The sequence below is a fragment of the Lactiplantibacillus mudanjiangensis genome (assembly GCF_005405385.1).
GTDB lineage: Bacteria > Bacillota > Bacilli > Lactobacillales > Lactobacillaceae > Lactiplantibacillus > Lactiplantibacillus mudanjiangensis.
In genome coordinates, this window is record NZ_BJDY01000004.1 from 78,213 (window position 1) to 95,796 (window position 17,584).

A 17,584-nucleotide genomic window follows, 5' to 3' on the forward strand; every position below is an offset into this window, starting at 1 on the left:
AAATGATTGCGAGCTCGCTGCCTTTTTGAATCTGATGATTATTGATGAATTTGTTGATAGTCGCTAATAACGGCTAATAACCGGTTAATATCAGTAGTATTAACGTCGCCAATTGTGCCAATTCGGAAACTTGGAATGGCAGAGACTTTACCAGGGTAGATGACGAAGCCCCGGGTTTTGATGAATTGGTAGAAATCATCAAAGTTAAAGTCGGTATGTGGATATTTGAAAGAAGTAATGATGGGGCCCTGAACGGCAGGATCAATGACTAAGTCGAAACCTAATGCTTGCATACCAACACTTAAAGCTTGTTGGCTCGCAGTATAACGTTGGTAACGTGGCATAACACCACCTTCAGTGGCCAGTTCTGTTAACGCTTGTGCAAAGGCATGAACCACATGAGTTGGTGACGTAAAGCGCCATTTACCAGGTTGCTGGGTCATTGTTTGCCATTGTGCGAAGAGGTCTAAACTCAATGAACGGGCGTTGCCGGCCGTTTTAGCTAATTCAGTTTGTTTAGCAATCACAAAGGCAAAACCGGGGACACCTTGAACGCATTTATTAGCACTACTAATCAAATAATCGCAATCGAGATCATCGACGCTAATTGGAACGCCACCTAAGCTAGACATAGCATCAATAATGCTAATAATGCCACGGGCTTTGAGTAGCGGCATTAATTCAGCGATTGGGTTGAGAATACCAGTTGTGGTTTCACTGTGCACGGTTGCAAAATGAGTGACCTCTGGATGATCAGTTAATGCTTGTGCGATCCGTTGTGGCTCAACCGCCTGGTCTTCTGGAAATTCAACATCTACATGCGTGATGTTGTAATAGTCAGCGATTTCGCCAATACGGCGACCGTAAGCGCCATTCATGGCAATCATTAAGACGGCATCTGTTCGAGGAATTGCTGAACCGATTGTGGCCTCGACGCCGTAACTCCCGCTACCTTGAAGTAATACAGTTGTATAGGTGTTGGCATCAGCATGGGCCAAGTTTAGAATTTCTTGACGAATGGTTTCCGTTACTTGGCGGTAATCATTGTCCCAAGTACAATAATCAATTTGCATGGCATCTTTAACCGTGGCCGTGGTACTAAGCGGCCCCGGAGTTAAGAGTAAATAAGGTTGTTTCATGAGTTAACAAAGTCTCCTTTATGACGAAACTTACAGATCAGCTACTGGGGCATTGATGGCATCAATTAAAGCTGGTAATTCAGACATTGATAACAAGATGTGATCAGCACCGGCAGCTTCATATTGCGAGGCGACCTTAGCTCGCAACAAGGCCTGTTGTGGAATTGACAGGGCTGCAAAGTCATCTTCTGATAAGCCCATTAGATTGCTACCTTCAACGATACCGACTGTAATAGTGTCTGCATTTTGACCTTCTAAAATGTCATTGATTGAATCGCCGACTTTTAGGACTTGCGTCAAATCAGTGACTTCCAATTGATCACAGGCTAGTTCCAACATAGCAGGGGCTGGTCGTCCGATCCCGTTAGTTTGAGCAGAAGTGATGTTTACCACAGGTTGATAACCTTGGTTAGCGGCAATTGGTGCCACGATTGACAGCATTTCTTCGTCGTAACCAGTTGTTGTCCCGTAAGGAATTTGTTGGCTATTTAGGTAGTCGATCACGGCTGGCATGCCAGGCTTTAATTGAGCAAAGTTTGTCAGTGAAGCCAATAAGATTGCCTTAAAATCGACATAAATGCGATCACAATCGTCACTCGTTGGTAAGACCTGAAAACGGGCTTGCCAATCATTTTGAACGGCAGGCAAGTTAATGATTTTGTGAATATGTGTGTATTTATCTAAGCCCATGTCCTTACGAATTTCGGCTTCAGTAATCTCAATACCAACGTTGGCAAAGGCTTGTTGAAAAGCTACGATTGGTGCGCGACTACCGTAATCTACGGTTGTTCCGGCCCAATCAAAAATAACTGCTTGAATCGTCATGTGTAAACTCCTTTAAATCTTGCGATTAGTTCTTTTGCAAATAGTGTCCCCGTAATTTCATTGAAACGATTTCTAAAACAATTGCGACTCCGAGCAGGAGATACACAATTAGGCCAACTTCGTGGAAATTAAAGTAGAAGCCACTGGCCATAAACAAGTAATAACCAATATCATCAGCCCCAGCTGCGGCTCCAACGGCAATCGCATTGGCAAAGTTGATTTCAAAACGAATGAATGTCCAACTAAGCAGTGCTGGGATAATTGATGGTAAGATGGCCTGGAAAATAATAGGCCAAAAGCCCACGCCACTAGCCTTTAAAGCTTCGATCGTATCAGTTGACGTTTCTTCAATACTTTCAGAATAAGCTTTAACCAAGTAGGCGATACTGTGGAACGTTAACCCAACAACGGCAGCATTGGCGCCTAAGCCCATGACTACCGAGTAAATGAGTACCCATAGAATTGTTGGGATTGATCGAATGAACGCCATGACCGCTTTAATACTGGTGGCTAACCACCCAGGAACCAAATTACGTGCTGAGAAAACCGCAATGAAGAAGGCAAAGAGTGCGCCTAGTAAAGTGGTTAACATGGCAAGTCCGACACTGGTGGCCAGGGCACGTAGTAATAAGGCCCAAGTGTCTTGACCAACGGTTGGTTGCAAAAACATGGCTTTTAAGTTGACGCCTAAGCTTTGAAAGGCTTCACCAAACTTTAGGCCGGCTCGATCAAGGGTAATGAGTGAGTAGATCGTAATCAATGCTAAGGCCAGCAAGACACCGCGTAAAATCAATCTTGGTTTGGTCAGTAAGGTCACTCGTTTGGTTGCGGGTAAAGTTGGTAGTGATTTGGTGTTAGATGAAGAATTTTCAATCATGCGATGGCCCTCCGAATCTGAGTTGAGGTGAGTTCCAATAGAATGACTAAAACGGCAATTAATAACACAATTAAACCGGCTGCATCATAACGAAATTGTTTAAAGTAGTGGTTGAATAAGAATCCAACCCCAGTCCCAGTTAAGATCCCGACCAAAGTCGCATCACGTAAGTTATTTTCAATCATATAGAGTACCCAGCTGGTTAGCGTGCTGGCAACCTCGGGTAAGACGCCACAAAAAACACATTGGAAATAATTGGCACCAACAGCTTGTAGCGCTTGGAGTTTCTCACGGTCTAAGTCTTCAATGGTCTCAGTGAAGGCTCGGGTGAGATAACCTAAAGTCATGAAGAATAAGGCTAAGAAGCCAGTAAAATCACTTTGCTTAAAAGAAAATAGTAAGATCATCGCCCAGGCAACCACTGGAATATTTCGTAATAAAGAGGCACTAAAACGAATGATCCAACGTAATGCTGGCGTAGGGCTGGTGGTTTTAGCACCTAAAATTGCCAGGATTAACCCAATTAAACTGGCACAAATTGTTGAAGAAACTGCCACAATCAAGGTTCGCCAGAGCTGATACAAGATTGGTCCCAAATAAGAGATTGATTGTTGTGTGGGCACAAAGTTTTTGAACAACCAAACTAATCCAGCTGGAACTTGTGCGAGTGACGTTAATGTTTGAAAATTAACGACGATCACTGAGACTAAATAAATAATCAGCAGGGCGGCGAAGACTAGTCCTAAACGGAGTCGACGTTGACGAAAGAATTGTTGTGGCGACTTAAATTTAGTGTTCATTGGCCGTAACCGCCTGTTCTGGTTGTTCAGCTTGCCGATAAATCTGTTGCAAAACTTGATCATTAACGTCTGTACTTGGGCCTTCAAAGACAATTTCACCGCTATTGATACCGACAATATGGTCAGCGTAATCAAGTGCGATATCGATTTGATGGAGATTAATCAAGATGATGAGTTGCTTTTCTTGTGCCAATTGACGCAAAATATCCATCACAATTTTTGTTGATTTAGGATCTAGTGAGGCAATCGGTTCATCACACAAAATCATTTTAGGGTGTTGCATCAATGCCCGGGCAATACCGACCCGTTGTTGTTGTCCACCACTGAGTTGATCACAGCGTTGGTAAGCATAGTCACCTAATCCGACCTCTTGCAGCAAACGTAAAGCTTCCGATTTTTCGGCAGCGCTATACATACCAAAGACACCGGCTAACGTTGATTTAGCGCCTAAGCGGCCATGTAACACATTTTCCAGAGCAGTTAGCGGACTGATTAAATTATAATTTTGGAAAATCATGCCAATATGGTGCCGAATTTTGCGTAAACCAGCTTTATTAGATTGACGGATATCTTGATCGTCGAGAAGAATTTGACCACTATCATCGCGGATTAATTGGTTAATACTCCGTAGAATTGTCGTTTTACCAGCGCCTGATGGGCCAATGATGGCGGTAACTTCGCCAGGTTGAGCCGTAAAGTTAACGTCTTTTAATGAACGTTTAGTTTGACCATAAGTTTTGTTAAGATGAATGACCTTGAGCATAGCAGTTCCTTTCATGAAGCTAGGGTTAACAGCGGTTTAGTAACCGACCAACTTGTGGGTTGGGGCATACCATTTATCGTTGACTTTAACTAACTGACTCTTAGCAGAAGTCTTAGGGAAGAGCTTAGGTGTTTTAGCATTTGGTGCCGAGAAGATTTCTTTGTTATCTGCAAATGATTTTGAGGTGAATTCTTTGGTGATTTTAGCTTGATCGTCCTTGCTTAAAGCTTTCGTGTTGTAAACCCATGGGCCTTGTTGAACTGGCATCATGGCGATATTAACTACTTTTTTACCTTTTAAATTACCAAAAGGTGCTTCGGCGTTTGATTTAACTTCAAAGGTTGAACCAAGCTTAGTCCAAGAACCTTTGCTAACTTTCAAGTAAGGCATTAAGTCGGTGTCATCAAAGGCAGCAACATCGACATCACCCTTTAATAAGTTAACGGCTGAGCCTTGATGTGACCCACCATAGAGCACTTTGCTAAAAAATTTACCATTTTGAGTTAACGTATCAGTATCTTTAACCTTGAATTCACGTGTTATTTCAGCGGTAGGAACTAAGAAACCAGAAGTTGAGCTGTTAGAAACGTAGGATATCTTCTTGCCTTTGATATTCTTAATGCCATATTTACCATTGGATTGGTACTTGTTAGCATCTTTTTGTTGTACCATGAGGTAAGAGTTGTAAGAGGCATTCTTTAAGCCGCCATCAGCATCTGATTGGGCTGCGAATGGTTGAACGTCTTTGCTAATATGGTTGGCCTGGATATAACCGTTGGCACCCATGTAAGCAATCTGGGCTTTTCCTGAAGCAATTGCTTGAATTGCGACATTATAATCGGTAGTCGTTTGTAGCTTGACCGTCTTACCGGTAACTTTCTCAATGGATTTCTTTAAAGCCGTTCGTGAACCATCGAAGCTTTTAGCGGATTCGTTTGGATAAAAGACCACCGTAATCGGTTTGCTTTTATCCGTGCTTGCTGTAGACTTGTTGCTAGTTCCCAGGCTTGTACAACCTGCTAAACCTAAGACCGAAATGAGTGAGACCCCTAAGAGTGATTTGCTGAGCTTTGACATAATTTTCCATTACCTCCAAGTAATTTATTTACTAGCGTAGCATATCAAGTGAATGTAAATGTGCTTACAATTATGCGTGAATAATGAGTATAAATTTTGTAAAGGAAATTTACGTACGAGTTAAAATGTAACGATTTATCAAATGGATTTAGGATCAAAAGACTGATCTGGTTATAAAAGGGGCCCAAATTCTTTGGTTAAGCGATTGTAAACGGTCTGAGTGCTTTCAAAGCGGGCAAATTATGATAAGATATGTGAAGTAATTCAAAATGAGGAGTTTTTATATAATTATGAAGTTGTTGGCAATTGATACGTCTAATCGACCGTTAAGTGTGGCGGTATTAGATGACACAAATATTCTCGCCACGACCACCACAACGGTTGGTCGCAATTCAAGTGTGACCTTGTTACCTTTGATTGAACAGTCCTTAAAGCAAGCTGGGATTGCACCAAACGATTTGGATCGGATCGTTGTGGCGGCAGGACCAGGATCGTATACGGGATTGCGTATTGGGGTGACAACGGCTAAAACTTTGGCTTTTACTTTGGATAAAACATTAGTTGGTATTTCTAGTCTAGCGGCTTTAGCAGGTAATATTGTTGCGGAAGGTCAATTAGTGGCACCATTGTTTGATGCACGCCGGGATAACTTGTTTGCCGGATTGTACCGGATTGAGAATCATCAACCCGTTAGTGTTCTACCTGATCAGCATGTCAGCGTGACGGATTGGGCACAACAATTGGTGGCTTATCAAGAACCCATTACGTTTGTCGGTCAAGCGGTTGATCAATATGCAGCGCCATTATCAGCAGTCTTAAAAACCAATTTTGTTCGCGGGTTGCCCCAATTTGATTTGCCCCAAGCAGCGGTTTTAGGATTAATGGGCCGGACAGCTGCGCCGGTTGAACAGTTGCACGCCTTTGTGCCAAATTACTTACGGCTTACGCAAGCTGAAAGTGAATGGCTAGCCAAGCACCCGAAAGAGGACCACGCGCCATATGTTGAGAAGATTTAAGCAATACTTTCATAAATTAAATAAAACCCATAAACATCGGCGCCAAAAAGTGATGACGATTGAAAATCACATCGTGCCAATTGGGCAACAAAGCTACTACGTGTCACGGGCTTTGATTACTGATGTGCCCGAAATGTTAGCCATCGAACGGGCCGTTTATGCTGGTAAAACGCCATGGGACGAAAATGCCTTTAAGACCGAATTGCGGCGTCAAAGTGGTCGCTTTTATATTGTGATGCGTCATGAAGATCGGTTGTGTGCCTTTTGTGGGTGTGCGTTTGATGATCGCCGGCAAGATGCGCATATTACGAATATCGCCGTGCATCCAGATTTTCAAAAACAAGGCTTAGGCCATTTCTTGATGAAAACGATGATTGAACGGGCGACTTATTTGAAGTATCGGACTGTAACGTTAGAAGTTCGTTACAGTAATGTGGCGGCTCAGCGATTATATTTAGCGCTAGGTTTTGAAAAGACGGGCATTAAAAAGCGTTATTATTTTGGTGATCATGAAGATGCGATTGATATGACGTATCGTTTGCCAGAAGCGACACCAGATGTCTGAGGTAAACTTAGTTGCGGCAGATCATTGGTCGATTGGTGAAGCGGCACAAGTGTGTTATGATCTGACGACGTTGGCTTATCCAACGGGGGCGCCGTGGCAATTAGCGACTTTTCAAACGGATTTAGCTTCAGCGCATACTAACTATGTTTTTGCAGTGATTGCGGATAACGTCGTGGGATTTGTGAGTTATACGACGTTATTCGATGAGGCCGAGGTGACGAATGTAGCCGTGCATCCAGATTTTCAACGTCGTGGCATTGCAACGCAGTTGTTACAACATGTTTTTCAAACGCTAACGGTACCGGCTAAGGTTTTTTTAGAAGTCCGACAAAGTAATCTGGCGGCTCAACAGTTGTATCAGCGTTGTGGGTTTACGACAATGACGGTGCGTAAGGGGTATTATCAGGCAACGGGTGAAGATGCCTTAATTATGCGGAAGATGATAGAGTGAAGGATGGTAACTCGTGGAGAAACAAACTTTAATTTTAGCTTTTGAATCTAGTTGTGATGAAACTAGTGTGGCAGTTGTGGCTGATGGCCATGAAATCTTGTCAAATGTCGTGGCAACCCAAATTAACAGCCATAAACGATTTGGTGGTGTCGTGCCAGAAGTGGCCAGTCGTCATCATATTGAACAGATTACCATTTGTATCGAAGAAGCGTTACAAGAAGCCCAAGTCAATTATGATGATTTGGATGCCGTAGCTGTGACTTATGGTCCTGGACTAGTTGGCGCGCTGTTGGTTGGAGTTAGCGCGGCCAAGACAGTCGCTTATGCCCACAACTTACCATTGATTCCAGTTAATCATATGGCGGGACATATTTATGCGGCTCGGTTTGTCAAACCTTTCGAATTTCCACTGATGGCATTACTAGTCTCGGGTGGTCATACGGAATTGGTTTATATGCAAGCAGATGGTCAATTTGAGATTATCGGTGAAACACGCGATGATGCGGCTGGGGAAGCTTACGATAAGATTGGTCGGGTTTTAGGTGTGCCCTATCCGGCTGGAAAAGTGATTGATGAAATGGCTCATATTGGTCATGATACATTTAACTTTCCACGGGCAATGATTGATGAAGATAACTTTGACTTTAGTTTTAGTGGATTGAAGAGTGCTTTCATTAATACCGTTCATCACGCTGATCAGATTGGTGAAACCTTAGATAAGAATGATTTAGCAGCTAGTTTTCAGGCGAGTGTGGTCGATGTGCTGGTCAGTAAAACGATGCGCGTGTTGGCTGACTATCCAGTGAAGCAATTAGTTTTAGCGGGTGGCGTGGCCGCTAACAAAGGACTACGTGAGCGATTAACGGCTGAATTGCCTGAGAAATTCCCACAAACGGAATTAATCTTGGCACCGATGAAATTATGTGGTGATAATGGCGCGATGATCGGCGCTGCCGGTTATGTTCAATATCAACATCAACAATTTGGCGATGCTGCGTTAAACGCTGAACCTAGTTTGGAATTTGATTGGATGCCTAATATGGTCCATTAATGAATAAAAGATCCTTGCCAATGACGGTAAGGATCTTTTTGTTAATCAAGACTTTCGAGCGCTTCGGCTTGTTCAGTCCAATCGTTTTCAGCCTGTTCATGTTCGGCGTTAATGGCATCTAACTGTTTTTGGAAGTCTTGTAACTTACCAGAATCCGCAAAGACATCTGGTTGTGACATTTGTTCTTGAATCGTCGTGGCTTCCGTTTCTAGTTGACTCATTTTTTCTTCAAGCGCAGCTACTGAACGTTCGAGCTTACGCTTGTCACGTTGCTGTTGTTTGCTAGCTTGATAGTCCTGTTGTCCTTTGGAACGGGTATCAACTGGTGCCGCCGCTGATACCGCTGGGTTAGCACTTGCCATGGCCGCACTTTCAGCGGCTTCACTAGCAGCCGCAATATCGGCTTGTTCTTGTTTCTTTTCCAAGTAGTAGTCATAGTCGCCAAGAAACAGTTCAGTCCCGCTGGGTGAAACCTCAACGACGCTAGTGGCAACTTGGTTAATGAAATACCGGTCATGGGAAACAAAGAGTAGTGTGCCGTCGAAGTCATTTAACGCGACTTCAAGTACTTCGCGACTATCAATGTCTAAATGGTTAGTCGGTTCATCCAAAATTAAGAAGTTATCGTTTTGCATCGCTAACTTGGTTAAAAGTAGTCGAGCACGTTCGCCACCAGATAAAGCATTGATCGGTTTATCGACATCGGCACCGGTAAATAGGAAACTGCCCAAAATCGTCCGAATATCTTTTTCAGGAGTAGTTGGATGTTCATCCCACAATTCACTTAAAACGGTCTTCTTATCATGTAAATTCTTTTGTTCCTGATCATAGTATCCCGTAACGACATTGGTTCCAAACGTTGCTTGACCTTTGATAAATGGAATCTGACCGAGAATACTTTTAAGTAGGGTTGATTTACCAATCCCATTGGGACCGACAATGGCGATAGCCTCATGCTTTTTGATATTAAGGTTATCCGGTGTTGATAAGATTTGATCATCATAACCAACGGCGGCATCCTTGACGGTTAACACAATATTGCCACTTTGTTTGGCAGCATGAAAACCAAAATGAGCGGTTTTTTCATCGCCTTCTGGTCGTTCTAATCGATCCATCCGCGTCAGTTGTTTCCGCCGTGCTTGGGCACGCTTTGTCGTTGAAGCCCGGACGATATTTCGATTAACAAAGTCTTCTAATTTACTAATCTCGGCTTGTTGTTTTTCGTAGTGTTTCCATTCCGCTTGAATACGAGCGGCTTTTTGTTGAACGTATTGATCATAGTTCCCATTGTAATGAATCATCTCGTGATGCGAAAGATCATAGACCTCGTTAACCACCCGATCTAAGAAATACCGGTCATGGCTGACAATCAGTAGGGAGCCACGGTAAGATTGTAGATAACCTTCCAACCAAGTTAAGGTTTCAACGTCCAAATGGTTGGTCGGTTCATCAAGAATTAAGAGATCGCGTTTTTCCAAGAGTAACTTCGCTAAAGCGAGCTGTGTTTTTTGTCCCCCAGAGAGTTCAGTAACCGACTTATCATAGACATCGGCTTCGAATTGAAACCCATGTAAAACGCCGCGGATTTCCGCTTGATAACCATAGCCATTTTTTTGTTGGAAAACGGTTTGAACTTGATCATAAGTTTTCAAGGTTTGTTGATAGGTATCTTCATCAGCCATAACAGCGGGATCACTGAGCTGGTTTTCTAGTTGGTGCATCTGAGCTTCTAGCGTATGTAGTTCGGCAAAGACGCTACTCATTTCTTCCCAAATCGTATTTTGACTGTTTAACCCTTGGTCTTGAGCCAAGTAGCCAATCGTGAGTCCTTTACGCATTGAAATTTGACCTTCATCAGGAACCGTTTCACCGGCAATCATTTTTAACAGGGTGGATTTACCGGCACCGTTACGGCCAACTAAGGCGACCCGTGAATGATCCTGAATATCCATTTGTACGTTATCGAACAAGACATCGGCGCCAAAACGCCGCATGACTTGCTGTACTTGTAGTAAAATCACGTTTTTTAAGCTCCTTTCACGCTTGATTCGTCAAGTAATTGTAGCATATTGTCGCGATTCTCCCTAGTGAAACGGAATAATGAGCAATTATTATTTCACAAAGTCACCTATTATGCTAGAATAGTGACAGCAAATTCACAAACTTTTTTATTAAGGAGGGTCGTCAAATGGCAGAAACAAAAATTCCACGAGCAACGGCCAAACGGCTACCAATCTATTACCGGTATTTAAATATTCTTTTAGATGCTGATAAGAAACGTGTGTCATCAACGGAGCTTTCCGAAGCGGTTAAAGTTGATTCGGCCACGATTCGACGTGACTTTTCGTATTTTGGTGCGTTAGGCAAACGTGGTTATGGTTATGATGTTGAAAAGCTATTGGCATTTTTTAAGAAGATCTTAAATCAAGATACGCTAACTAACGTGGCGTTAATCGGGGTTGGGAACTTAGGTCATGCGTTGTTGAATTTCAACTTTCATAAGAACAGCAATGTCCGGATTTCAGCAGCATTTGATGTCAATGAATCCATTGCGAATACCGTGCAAAGTGGTGTGCCAGTTTATCCGATGACGGAGTTGAAGAAGCAATTAATCGAACAACAAATCGAGATTGCGATTCTAACGGTGCCAACATCAGTTGTTCAATCGGTAACCGATGAACTTGTTGATGCCGATGTTAAGGGGATCATGAACTTTACCCCATTACGGATTTCGGTCCCAGATACGATTCGGGTTCAAAACGTTGATTTAACCAACGAGTTACAAACGTTGATCTACTTTATCGAACATTATGGTGAACAATTGGGCGATAATCAGCTCGATTCAAATGATAATCATGCTTAAAAAGTAAAAGTCATCTTCAATTTTTATTGAAGATGACTTTTACTTTTTTAATGTAAGAAAACTTGCACGACAATGAGCGCATTCATTAAAATGTGGGCGAACATTGACGTTTGAATGCGACCGGTATGCCGATATAGCCAACAGAACCAAAGACCTAAGCAAGCGTAAAGCACGATATGACCGTCAGCATGGGCGAAACTAAATAAGAGGCTAGCAATTAAAGCCGCACCGACAGTCCCCAACATCGGGGTAAAGTTGCCAAATAGGACTTTACGAAAGACAATTTCTTCCATGATTGGTGCCCCAACAAAGATCGCCAAAAAGAAAAACGGATATTTTTGGCCAACGGTTAGTAGGGTTGTCGTATTGGTTGATGCTGTGGAGTAGCCGAGCCATTGGGTGATTTGTAAAATAACCAATTGACCAACAATCGCGACAACTAACCCTGCGATACTCCAAAATAGCACTTTGAGCCAAGACTGAGGTTGGCTTTCTATTTGATTGGATTTAGGTGAGCGTGTCGCCAACCAGAGGAGTACGACAGCCCCAATTAAATAATCCAATGTTTGGATTAAAAACACTTGGCTACCAAGGTTTTGGAAAGCTGCGGTTAGCACGCTTGGTAGTGCATAAATGATAAAGTAAACAATTAAAATCAGCAGTGATTGCCGACGATTTGACATGAACTCACATCCTCAAAAGGGTTTTGATAGCCTCATTATAGTCGATTTGACATTCTTTGACTAATTATTGACAAAATCCTTGCATTCTCCAATGAAAATGATATAGTTGACTTTGTGATTAGCACTTAGCTATTAAGAGTGCTAAAAAAGAAATAAATGGAGGGATTCACGTGTTAAAACCATTAGGAGATCGTGTTATCTTGCAACAACAAGCAGAAGAAGAACAAATGGTTGGTGGAATTGTCATCGCCAACAACGCTAAGGAAAAACCACAAAGCGGTAAAGTTGTTGCCGTAGCCGATGGTCGGATTTTAGACAACGGTACTAAGGTAGCGCCAAGCGTGAAAGTCGGCGATCAAGTATTGTTCGACAAGTACGCCGGTACTGAAGTTAAGTACGAAGGGTCAACCTATTTAGTCTTACACGAAAAAGATATCGTTGCGATTGAAGACTAATTCCATTTAAAGATAGAACGATTTAAAAAATAAATTTATGAGGTGAGCACAGATTATGGCTAAAGAATTAAAGTTCTCTGAAGATGCACGTTCAGCAATGCTTAAAGGTGTCGACCAATTGGCCAACACAGTTAAATCAACGCTTGGTCCTAAGGGCCGCAATGTTGTTTTGGAACAATCATATGGTTCACCAACCATCACTAATGATGGGGTGACGATTGCCAAAGCGATCGAATTAGAAGATCATTTTGAAAACATGGGTGCTAAGTTAGTTTCCGAAGTTGCTTCAAAAACGAATGATATCGCTGGTGATGGGACAACCACTGCCACCGTATTAACGCAATCAATCGTTAACGAAGGGATGAAGAACGTTACTGCTGGCGCTAACCCAGTTGGGATTCGTCGTGGGATTGAAGAAGCCACTAAGACCGCGGTTGATTCATTGCACGCGATGGCTCATGAAGTTAAAACTCAAGATGACATTGCCCAAATCGCTTCAGTTTCATCAGCCAGCCAAGAAACTGGTAAGTTGATTGCCGAAGCCATGGAAAAGGTTGGTCATGATGGTGTCATCACGATCGAAGAATCTCGTGGGGTTGATACTAGCTTGGACGTTGTCGAAGGGATGCAATTCGACCGTGGCTACTTATCACAATACATGGTCACGGATAACGATAAGATGGAAGCTGATCTCGACAATCCTTATATCTTAATTACGGATAAGAAGATTTCAAACATCCAAGATATCTTACCATTATTACAATCAATCGTTGAACAAGGCAAACCATTGTTGATCATCGCTGATGATATTTCTGGTGAAGCTTTACCAACCTTAGTTTTGAACAAGATGCGTGGGACATTCAACGTTGTTGCCGTTAAAGCACCCGGTTTTGGTGATCGGCGTAAAGAACAATTACAAGATATTGCCATCTTAACTGGTGGGACGGTCATTACTGATGACTTAGGTCTTGAATTGAAAGATGCAACGATTGATCAATTAGGTCAAGCTAACAAGGTTACAGTTACTAAGGATAACACCACAATCGTTGAAGGTGCTGGCGCTAAAGATGCCATCAATGAACGGGTTGAATTTATCCGTAACCAAATTAACGAAACCACTTCTGATTTCGATAAAGAAAAATTACAAGAACGTTTAGCTAAGTTAGCTGGCGGGGTCGCTGTTGTGCGAGTCGGTGCGGCAACTGAAACTGAACTTAAAGAACGTAAATACCGGATTGAAGATGCTTTGAATGCGACTCGTGCAGCCGTTGAAGAAGGCTTCGTTGCCGGTGGTGGGACGGCCTTAATCAACGTGATCAAAGACGTTGCGGCTTTGAAAGAAACTGGTGACGTGCAAACTGGGATTAACATTGTTAAGCGCGCCTTAGAAGAACCAGTTCGTCAAATCGCTGAAAACGCTGGGTTAGAAGGTTCTGTGATCGTCGAAAAGATGAAAGAACAAAAACCAGGTGTCGGTTTCAATGCGGCGACTGATGAATGGGTTGATATGATTGAAGCTGGGATTGTTGACCCAACTAAGGTTACTCGTTCTGCTTTACAAAATGCAGCTTCTGTATCAGCGTTATTATTAACGACTGAAGCGGTTGTTGCTGAACAACCAGCACCAGATGCACCTGCAGCACCTGCTGCACCAGCACCAGGTATGGGCGGCATGATGTAAGCTTTAACTGGAAAAAACACCTACTCACTTGAGTAGGTGTTTTTTTGTGAGGATTTGAAAAGAATGTTTGCGGGGGGAAAGTCCTGAATTGTTAGGCTTAAGCAGGTACGGTCAACAAAAAAATCAGAACTTCCGATTAAACGTGTAGTATTTACGAATTTAAAGTAGTAAAATCATCTTTGACTTAGCACTTACTTGGGAATAATTATTTTGAGAATAAAGGAGTTATTAACATGTGGCGTTATTTAAAACGGTTGATTATCGGGAAACCGTTAAAGACCATGGACGAAGGTGGGCAATCCCTCACTAAGTTCAAGGCGTTGGCGCTGCTCTCTTCAGACGCACTGTCTTCAGTAGCTTATGGGACTGAGCAAATTACAACGGTGTTAATTACACTATCAGCTGCCGCGTTAATGTATCAGCTATATGCTGCCGCGTTAGTTTTAGTACTATTGTTTGCAATTACGATGTCTTATCGTCAAATCATTCGGGCTTATCCCTCTGGTGGGGGCGCCTATGTGGTGGCTAGTACCAACTGGGGACGACCAGCCGGATTAGTTGCTGGGGGGTCCTTGTTAGTTGATTATATGCTAACGGTGGCAGTTTCGGTAACTTCAGGGACTGAAGCCATTACATCGGCCATACCGGCGTTAGGGTCTTATCAGGTGCTAATTGCGGTGTTAATCGTACTTGCGATTATGGCACTGAATTTACGAGGAATGCGCGAATCGGCATCCTTTTTAACGTTCCCAGTTTATTTCTTTATCATCATGATTGTCGGGATGATTCTGTGGGGCGTTGTGAATATTGCGAGTGGTAACTTAACTTACCATGCGGCTGCACCGGTTGGTGGGGCTGTCAAAGGAATGACGTTGGTGCTGTTTTTACGGGCGTTCTCATCGGGTTCTTCTTCATTAACTGGGGTTGAAGCGATTAGTAATGCGGTACCGAACTTTAAACGGCCCAAACGCAAGAATGCGGCCAATACTTTAGCGATCATGTCGTTAGTTTTGGCAGCTTTCTTTGGTGGAATCACGTATTTAAGCTATTATTTAGGAATCAGACCAGAATCTGGTAATACTGTCTTGTCACAAATTGCGACCGCTGTTTTTGGTCACGGTTTGTTCTATTACTTGTTACAATTAGCAACCGCGTTAATTTTAGCCGTTGCTGCCAATACTGGGTTCTCAGCCTTTCCAATTTTGGCTTACAACTTAGCAAAAGATAAATTTTTACCACATGCTTACATGGATCGTGGTGATCGTTTAGGTTATTCCAATGGGATTATTTCATTAGCAGTCGGTGCTATTGTGTTGATCTTTATTTTCCATGGTCAAACGGCATTGTTAATTCCATTGTATGCGGTCGGTGTTTTCGTGCCATTTGTATTGTCTCAATCAGGGATGATTATCCATTGGTTGCGTGAACGTGGGCAATGGTGGTGGTTAAAAGCATCAGTTAACTTGCTTGGTGCCTTAATTTCATTGGGACTAGTGGTTTTCTTGTTTGCTTTACATTTCGGCAATGTTTGGCCTTACTTGATTGTGATGCCAGCCTTGCTCTATATGTTTTATCGGATTCACATGCATTACAAACGAGTGGCTGCGCAATTACGTGTGGTGGCGAAAGAAAAGGCCGAGTTGCACGATTACGATGGTGCGACGGTCATTGTTTTAGTTTCTAATGTGACGCGGGTAACGGCAGCGGCCGTCAACTATGCGCGATCGATTGGGGATTATGTGATTGCGATGCATGTGTCGTTTGATGAAAATCCTGAAAAGGAACATAAAACGGCGGCTGAATTTAAATCAACCTTCCCGGATGTTCGGTTCGTGGATATTCATTCATCTTATCGGTCAATTGCAACACCAACCCTGCGTTTCTGTGATGTGATTGCTAAGCGAGCTGCTGAGCGTAACTTCTCGACCACGGTCTTAGTGCCACAATTCGTACCTAAGAAACCTTGGCAAAATATTTTGCATAACCAAACGAGTTTACGGCTACGAGCGGTGTTAAATTCACGTGAAAATATTATTGTCTCGACTTACAATTATCATTTAAAAGAATAGTTATCCAGACGTGGTTAGCCTAATTAGGGGCTAATCGCGTCTTTTTTATGATGAAATGGCCTGTAATTCGGAAGTTTCTGTGAATCAAGTTGTCAAGGACGGCTTTGATTTGTATAATTATCAGTAATTAACGAAAGAGGGGTTACGCGCAAATGATTAGATTTGAAATCTTAGTCTGCTTAATGGCGACCATGATGATCTCCGCAATCTTAACGCCGTTTGTGCGAAAACTTGCGTTTAAAATCGGTGCGGTTGATAAACCGAATCAACGGCGAGTCAATAAAGTGCCCATGCCAACCATGGGGGGCTTGGCAATCTTTTTATCGTATACGATTGGTTCAACCTTACTGTATTTTATGCATCAGTTTCCGACGCGGTTATTTATCGCGTTACTCGGTGCCGAGCTGATTATTTTGGCAACTGGGATTATTGACGATATTTATGAATTGAAACCCCGGCAAAAAATGTTGGGCATTACGTTAGCGGCGCTGGAAGTTTACTTTATTGGGGGCGTCCGGATGACGACATTTACGTTCCCATTTATTGGCCTAATTCACTTCCATTGGCTGAGTTTACCGATTACGCTGCTATGGATTCTAGCGATTACGAATGCGATTAACTTGATTGATGGTCTCGATGGTTTAGCTACCGGGGTCTCGATTATCGCTTTGAGTACATCTGGGATCATTGGTCTATTCTTTTTGAATGCCAATACGTTTGTTTCATTGATGATCTTTACATTAGTTGCGGCGATGTTAGGCTTTTTACCATATAATTTTTTCCCGGCTCGAATTTATTTAGGGGACACTGGTTCCTTGTTCATTGGGTTTATGACCGCGGTATTCTCGTTATTCGGTCTGAAAAACGTGACCTTAATTTCGGTCGGAATTCCGGTCATGATTTTGGGTGTGCCAATCACCGACACGGTTTACGCGATGATTCGGCGGATTTTAAATAAAAAGCCAATCTCACAAGCTGATAAGCACCATCTACATCATCGGTTGATGCAGTTGGGGTTAACACATCGGCAAACGGTGATGGTTATTTATGGTATTGCGCTGATCTTTTCGTTCATTTCACTGCTTTATCCCATTTCATCTATCGGCGGGTCCATTCTGTTAACGATTGGGTTGTTGTTTGGATTGGAATTGTTTGTGGAAGCGATCGGTTTGGCCGGTGACAACCGACAGCCACTATTGAATTGGATTAAACGAACCGTGGCACGTTTTACATCTAAAAGTAGCCATTAAGTACTGAATGTCTGTGGAC

17 protein-coding genes are annotated in these 17,584 nt (G+C 42.8%); 9 read left to right on the forward strand and 8 right to left on the reverse strand.

Translation table 11 applies throughout. The annotated features are described in order from the left end of the window. Positions 1–38 precede the first annotated feature (38 nt). Genes phnW through FFM84_RS08630 form a run of 6 tightly spaced genes read right to left on the reverse strand, consistent with a single transcriptional unit; the run spans position 39 to position 5,481 of the window. The gene (phnW, locus tag FFM84_RS16305; RefSeq protein WP_130846594.1) at positions 39–1,139 is read right to left on the reverse strand and encodes a 2-aminoethylphosphonate--pyruvate transaminase; all 1,101 of its coding nucleotides are present in this window, start codon (positions 1,137–1,139) and stop codon (positions 39–41) included. A 30-nt stretch (positions 1,140–1,169) separates the two neighbouring features. Beyond that, positions 1,170–1,964, reverse strand: a complete 795-nt coding sequence (phnX, locus tag FFM84_RS16310; protein ID WP_225425285.1) for a phosphonoacetaldehyde hydrolase — start codon at positions 1,962–1,964, stop codon at positions 1,170–1,172. 25 nt (positions 1,965–1,989) lie between these two features. Further along, the gene (locus FFM84_RS08615; protein WP_130844864.1) at positions 1,990–2,841 is read right to left on the reverse strand and encodes a PhnE/PtxC family ABC transporter permease; all 852 of its coding nucleotides are present in this window, start codon (positions 2,839–2,841) and stop codon (positions 1,990–1,992) included. Then, entirely contained in the window at positions 2,838–3,641 is an 804-nt protein-coding gene (gene phnE, locus FFM84_RS08620; protein WP_130844865.1) for a phosphonate ABC transporter, permease protein PhnE, read from the reverse strand. Before phnE ends, FFM84_RS08615 begins: the two co-directional genes overlap by 4 nt. Next, complete coding sequence (gene phnC, locus FFM84_RS08625) at positions 3,631–4,404, reverse strand: phosphonate ABC transporter ATP-binding protein (RefSeq protein ID WP_130845313.1); 774 nt, start codon at positions 4,402–4,404, stop codon at positions 3,631–3,633. The genes phnE and phnC overlap by 11 nt, the downstream gene beginning before the upstream one ends. A gap of 36 nt (positions 4,405–4,440) precedes the next feature. Beyond that, positions 4,441–5,481 (reverse strand): phosphate/phosphite/phosphonate ABC transporter substrate-binding protein, encoded by a 1,041-nt coding sequence (locus tag FFM84_RS08630; protein ID WP_130844866.1) that lies wholly within the window; start codon positions 5,479–5,481, stop codon positions 4,441–4,443. Positions 5,482–5,771: 290 nt separating this feature from the next. Between FFM84_RS08630 and tsaB the strand changes: the two genes are divergently transcribed. Genes tsaB through tsaD form a run of 4 tightly spaced genes read left to right on the forward strand, consistent with a single transcriptional unit; the run spans position 5,772 to position 8,564 of the window. Continuing rightward, positions 5,772–6,497, forward strand: coding sequence for a tRNA (adenosine(37)-N6)-threonylcarbamoyltransferase complex dimerization subunit type 1 TsaB (gene tsaB / locus FFM84_RS08635; RefSeq protein WP_130844867.1), 726 nt, complete (start codon positions 5,772–5,774; stop codon positions 6,495–6,497). Further along, positions 6,481–7,062: a ribosomal protein S18-alanine N-acetyltransferase gene (gene rimI / locus FFM84_RS08640; protein ID WP_130844868.1), complete on the forward strand. Its 582-nt coding sequence runs from the start codon at positions 6,481–6,483 to the stop codon at positions 7,060–7,062. The genes tsaB and rimI (FFM84_RS08640) overlap by 17 nt, the downstream gene beginning before the upstream one ends. Beyond that, the gene (gene rimI / locus FFM84_RS08645; protein ID WP_130844869.1) at positions 7,055–7,513 is read left to right on the forward strand and encodes a ribosomal protein S18-alanine N-acetyltransferase; all 459 of its coding nucleotides are present in this window, start codon (positions 7,055–7,057) and stop codon (positions 7,511–7,513) included. Before rimI (FFM84_RS08640) ends, rimI (FFM84_RS08645) begins: the two co-directional genes overlap by 8 nt. A gap of 13 nt (positions 7,514–7,526) precedes the next feature. Further along, positions 7,527–8,564 (forward strand): tRNA (adenosine(37)-N6)-threonylcarbamoyltransferase complex transferase subunit TsaD, encoded by a 1,038-nt coding sequence (gene tsaD / locus FFM84_RS08650; protein ID WP_130844870.1) that lies wholly within the window; start codon positions 7,527–7,529, stop codon positions 8,562–8,564. Positions 8,565–8,605: 41 nt separating this feature from the next. Here the strand turns inward: tsaD and FFM84_RS08655 are convergent, their stop codons facing one another. Beyond that, complete coding sequence (locus FFM84_RS08655) at positions 8,606–10,585, reverse strand: ABC-F family ATP-binding cassette domain-containing protein (protein WP_130844871.1); 1,980 nt, start codon at positions 10,583–10,585, stop codon at positions 8,606–8,608. Positions 10,586–10,752: 167 nt separating this feature from the next. Here FFM84_RS08655 and FFM84_RS08660 point away from each other — a divergent pair, with 167 nt between their 5' ends. After that, the gene (locus tag FFM84_RS08660; RefSeq protein WP_130844872.1) at positions 10,753–11,427 is read left to right on the forward strand and encodes a redox-sensing transcriptional repressor Rex; all 675 of its coding nucleotides are present in this window, start codon (positions 10,753–10,755) and stop codon (positions 11,425–11,427) included. Positions 11,428–11,474: 47 nt separating this feature from the next. Here the strand turns inward: FFM84_RS08660 and FFM84_RS08665 are convergent, their stop codons facing one another. After that, positions 11,475–12,110 (reverse strand): CPBP family intramembrane glutamic endopeptidase, encoded by a 636-nt coding sequence (locus FFM84_RS08665; protein WP_130844873.1) that lies wholly within the window; start codon positions 12,108–12,110, stop codon positions 11,475–11,477. 170 nt (positions 12,111–12,280) lie between these two features. On the opposite strand from FFM84_RS08665, the gene groES reads away from it, so the two are divergent. The 4 genes from groES (at position 12,281) to FFM84_RS08685 (ending at position 17,565) form a co-directional block, all read left to right on the forward strand. Next, entirely contained in the window at positions 12,281–12,565 is a 285-nt protein-coding gene (gene groES / locus FFM84_RS08670) for a co-chaperone GroES (RefSeq protein WP_130844874.1), read from the forward strand. 55 nt (positions 12,566–12,620) lie between these two features. Further along, complete coding sequence (groL, locus tag FFM84_RS08675) at positions 12,621–14,246, forward strand: chaperonin GroEL (RefSeq protein ID WP_130844875.1); 1,626 nt, start codon at positions 12,621–12,623, stop codon at positions 14,244–14,246. Positions 14,247–14,479: 233 nt separating this feature from the next. Further along, a complete protein-coding gene (kimA, locus tag FFM84_RS08680) occupies positions 14,480–16,315 on the forward strand; it encodes a potassium transporter KimA (RefSeq protein WP_130844876.1) in 1,836 nt (611 codons plus the stop codon). 152 nt (positions 16,316–16,467) lie between these two features. After that, positions 16,468–17,565 carry a glycosyltransferase family 4 protein gene (locus FFM84_RS08685; protein ID WP_130844877.1) on the forward strand — a complete coding sequence of 366 codons (1,098 nt, stop codon included), beginning with the start codon at positions 16,468–16,470 and terminating at the stop codon, positions 17,563–17,565. Positions 17,566–17,584 lie beyond the last annotated feature (19 nt).

What these genes read in the sequence shown, in the direction of transcription:
- phnW (WP_130846594.1), bottom strand. Translation starts at nt 1,139, where the DNA reads ATGAAACAACCTTATTTACTCTTAACTCCGGGGCCGCTTAGTACCACG.
- phnX (WP_225425285.1), bottom strand. Translation starts at nt 1,964, where the DNA reads ATGACGATTCAAGCAGTTATTTTTGATTGGGCCGGAACAACCGTAGAT.
- FFM84_RS08615 (WP_130844864.1), bottom strand. Translation starts at nt 2,841, where the DNA reads ATGATTGAAAATTCTTCATCTAACACCAAATCACTACCAACTTTACCC.
- phnE (WP_130844865.1), bottom strand. Translation starts at nt 3,641, where the DNA reads ATGAACACTAAATTTAAGTCGCCACAACAATTCTTTCGTCAACGTCGA.
- phnC (WP_130845313.1), bottom strand. Translation starts at nt 4,404, where the DNA reads ATGCTCAAGGTCATTCATCTTAACAAAACTTATGGTCAAACTAAACGT.
- FFM84_RS08630 (WP_130844866.1), bottom strand. Translation starts at nt 5,481, where the DNA reads ATGTCAAAGCTCAGCAAATCACTCTTAGGGGTCTCACTCATTTCGGTC.
- tsaB (WP_130844867.1), top strand. Translation starts at nt 5,772, where the DNA reads ATGAAGTTGTTGGCAATTGATACGTCTAATCGACCGTTAAGTGTGGCG.
- rimI (WP_130844868.1), top strand. Translation starts at nt 6,481, where the DNA reads ATGTTGAGAAGATTTAAGCAATACTTTCATAAATTAAATAAAACCCAT.
- rimI (WP_130844869.1), top strand. Translation starts at nt 7,055, where the DNA reads ATGTCTGAGGTAAACTTAGTTGCGGCAGATCATTGGTCGATTGGTGAA.
- FFM84_RS08660 (WP_130844872.1), top strand. Translation starts at nt 10,753, where the DNA reads ATGGCAGAAACAAAAATTCCACGAGCAACGGCCAAACGGCTACCAATC.
- FFM84_RS08665 (WP_130844873.1), bottom strand. Translation starts at nt 12,110, where the DNA reads ATGTCAAATCGTCGGCAATCACTGCTGATTTTAATTGTTTACTTTATC.
- groL (WP_130844875.1), top strand. Translation starts at nt 12,621, where the DNA reads ATGGCTAAAGAATTAAAGTTCTCTGAAGATGCACGTTCAGCAATGCTT.
- kimA (WP_130844876.1), top strand. Translation starts at nt 14,480, where the DNA reads ATGTGGCGTTATTTAAAACGGTTGATTATCGGGAAACCGTTAAAGACC.
- FFM84_RS08685 (WP_130844877.1), top strand. Translation starts at nt 16,468, where the DNA reads ATGATTAGATTTGAAATCTTAGTCTGCTTAATGGCGACCATGATGATC.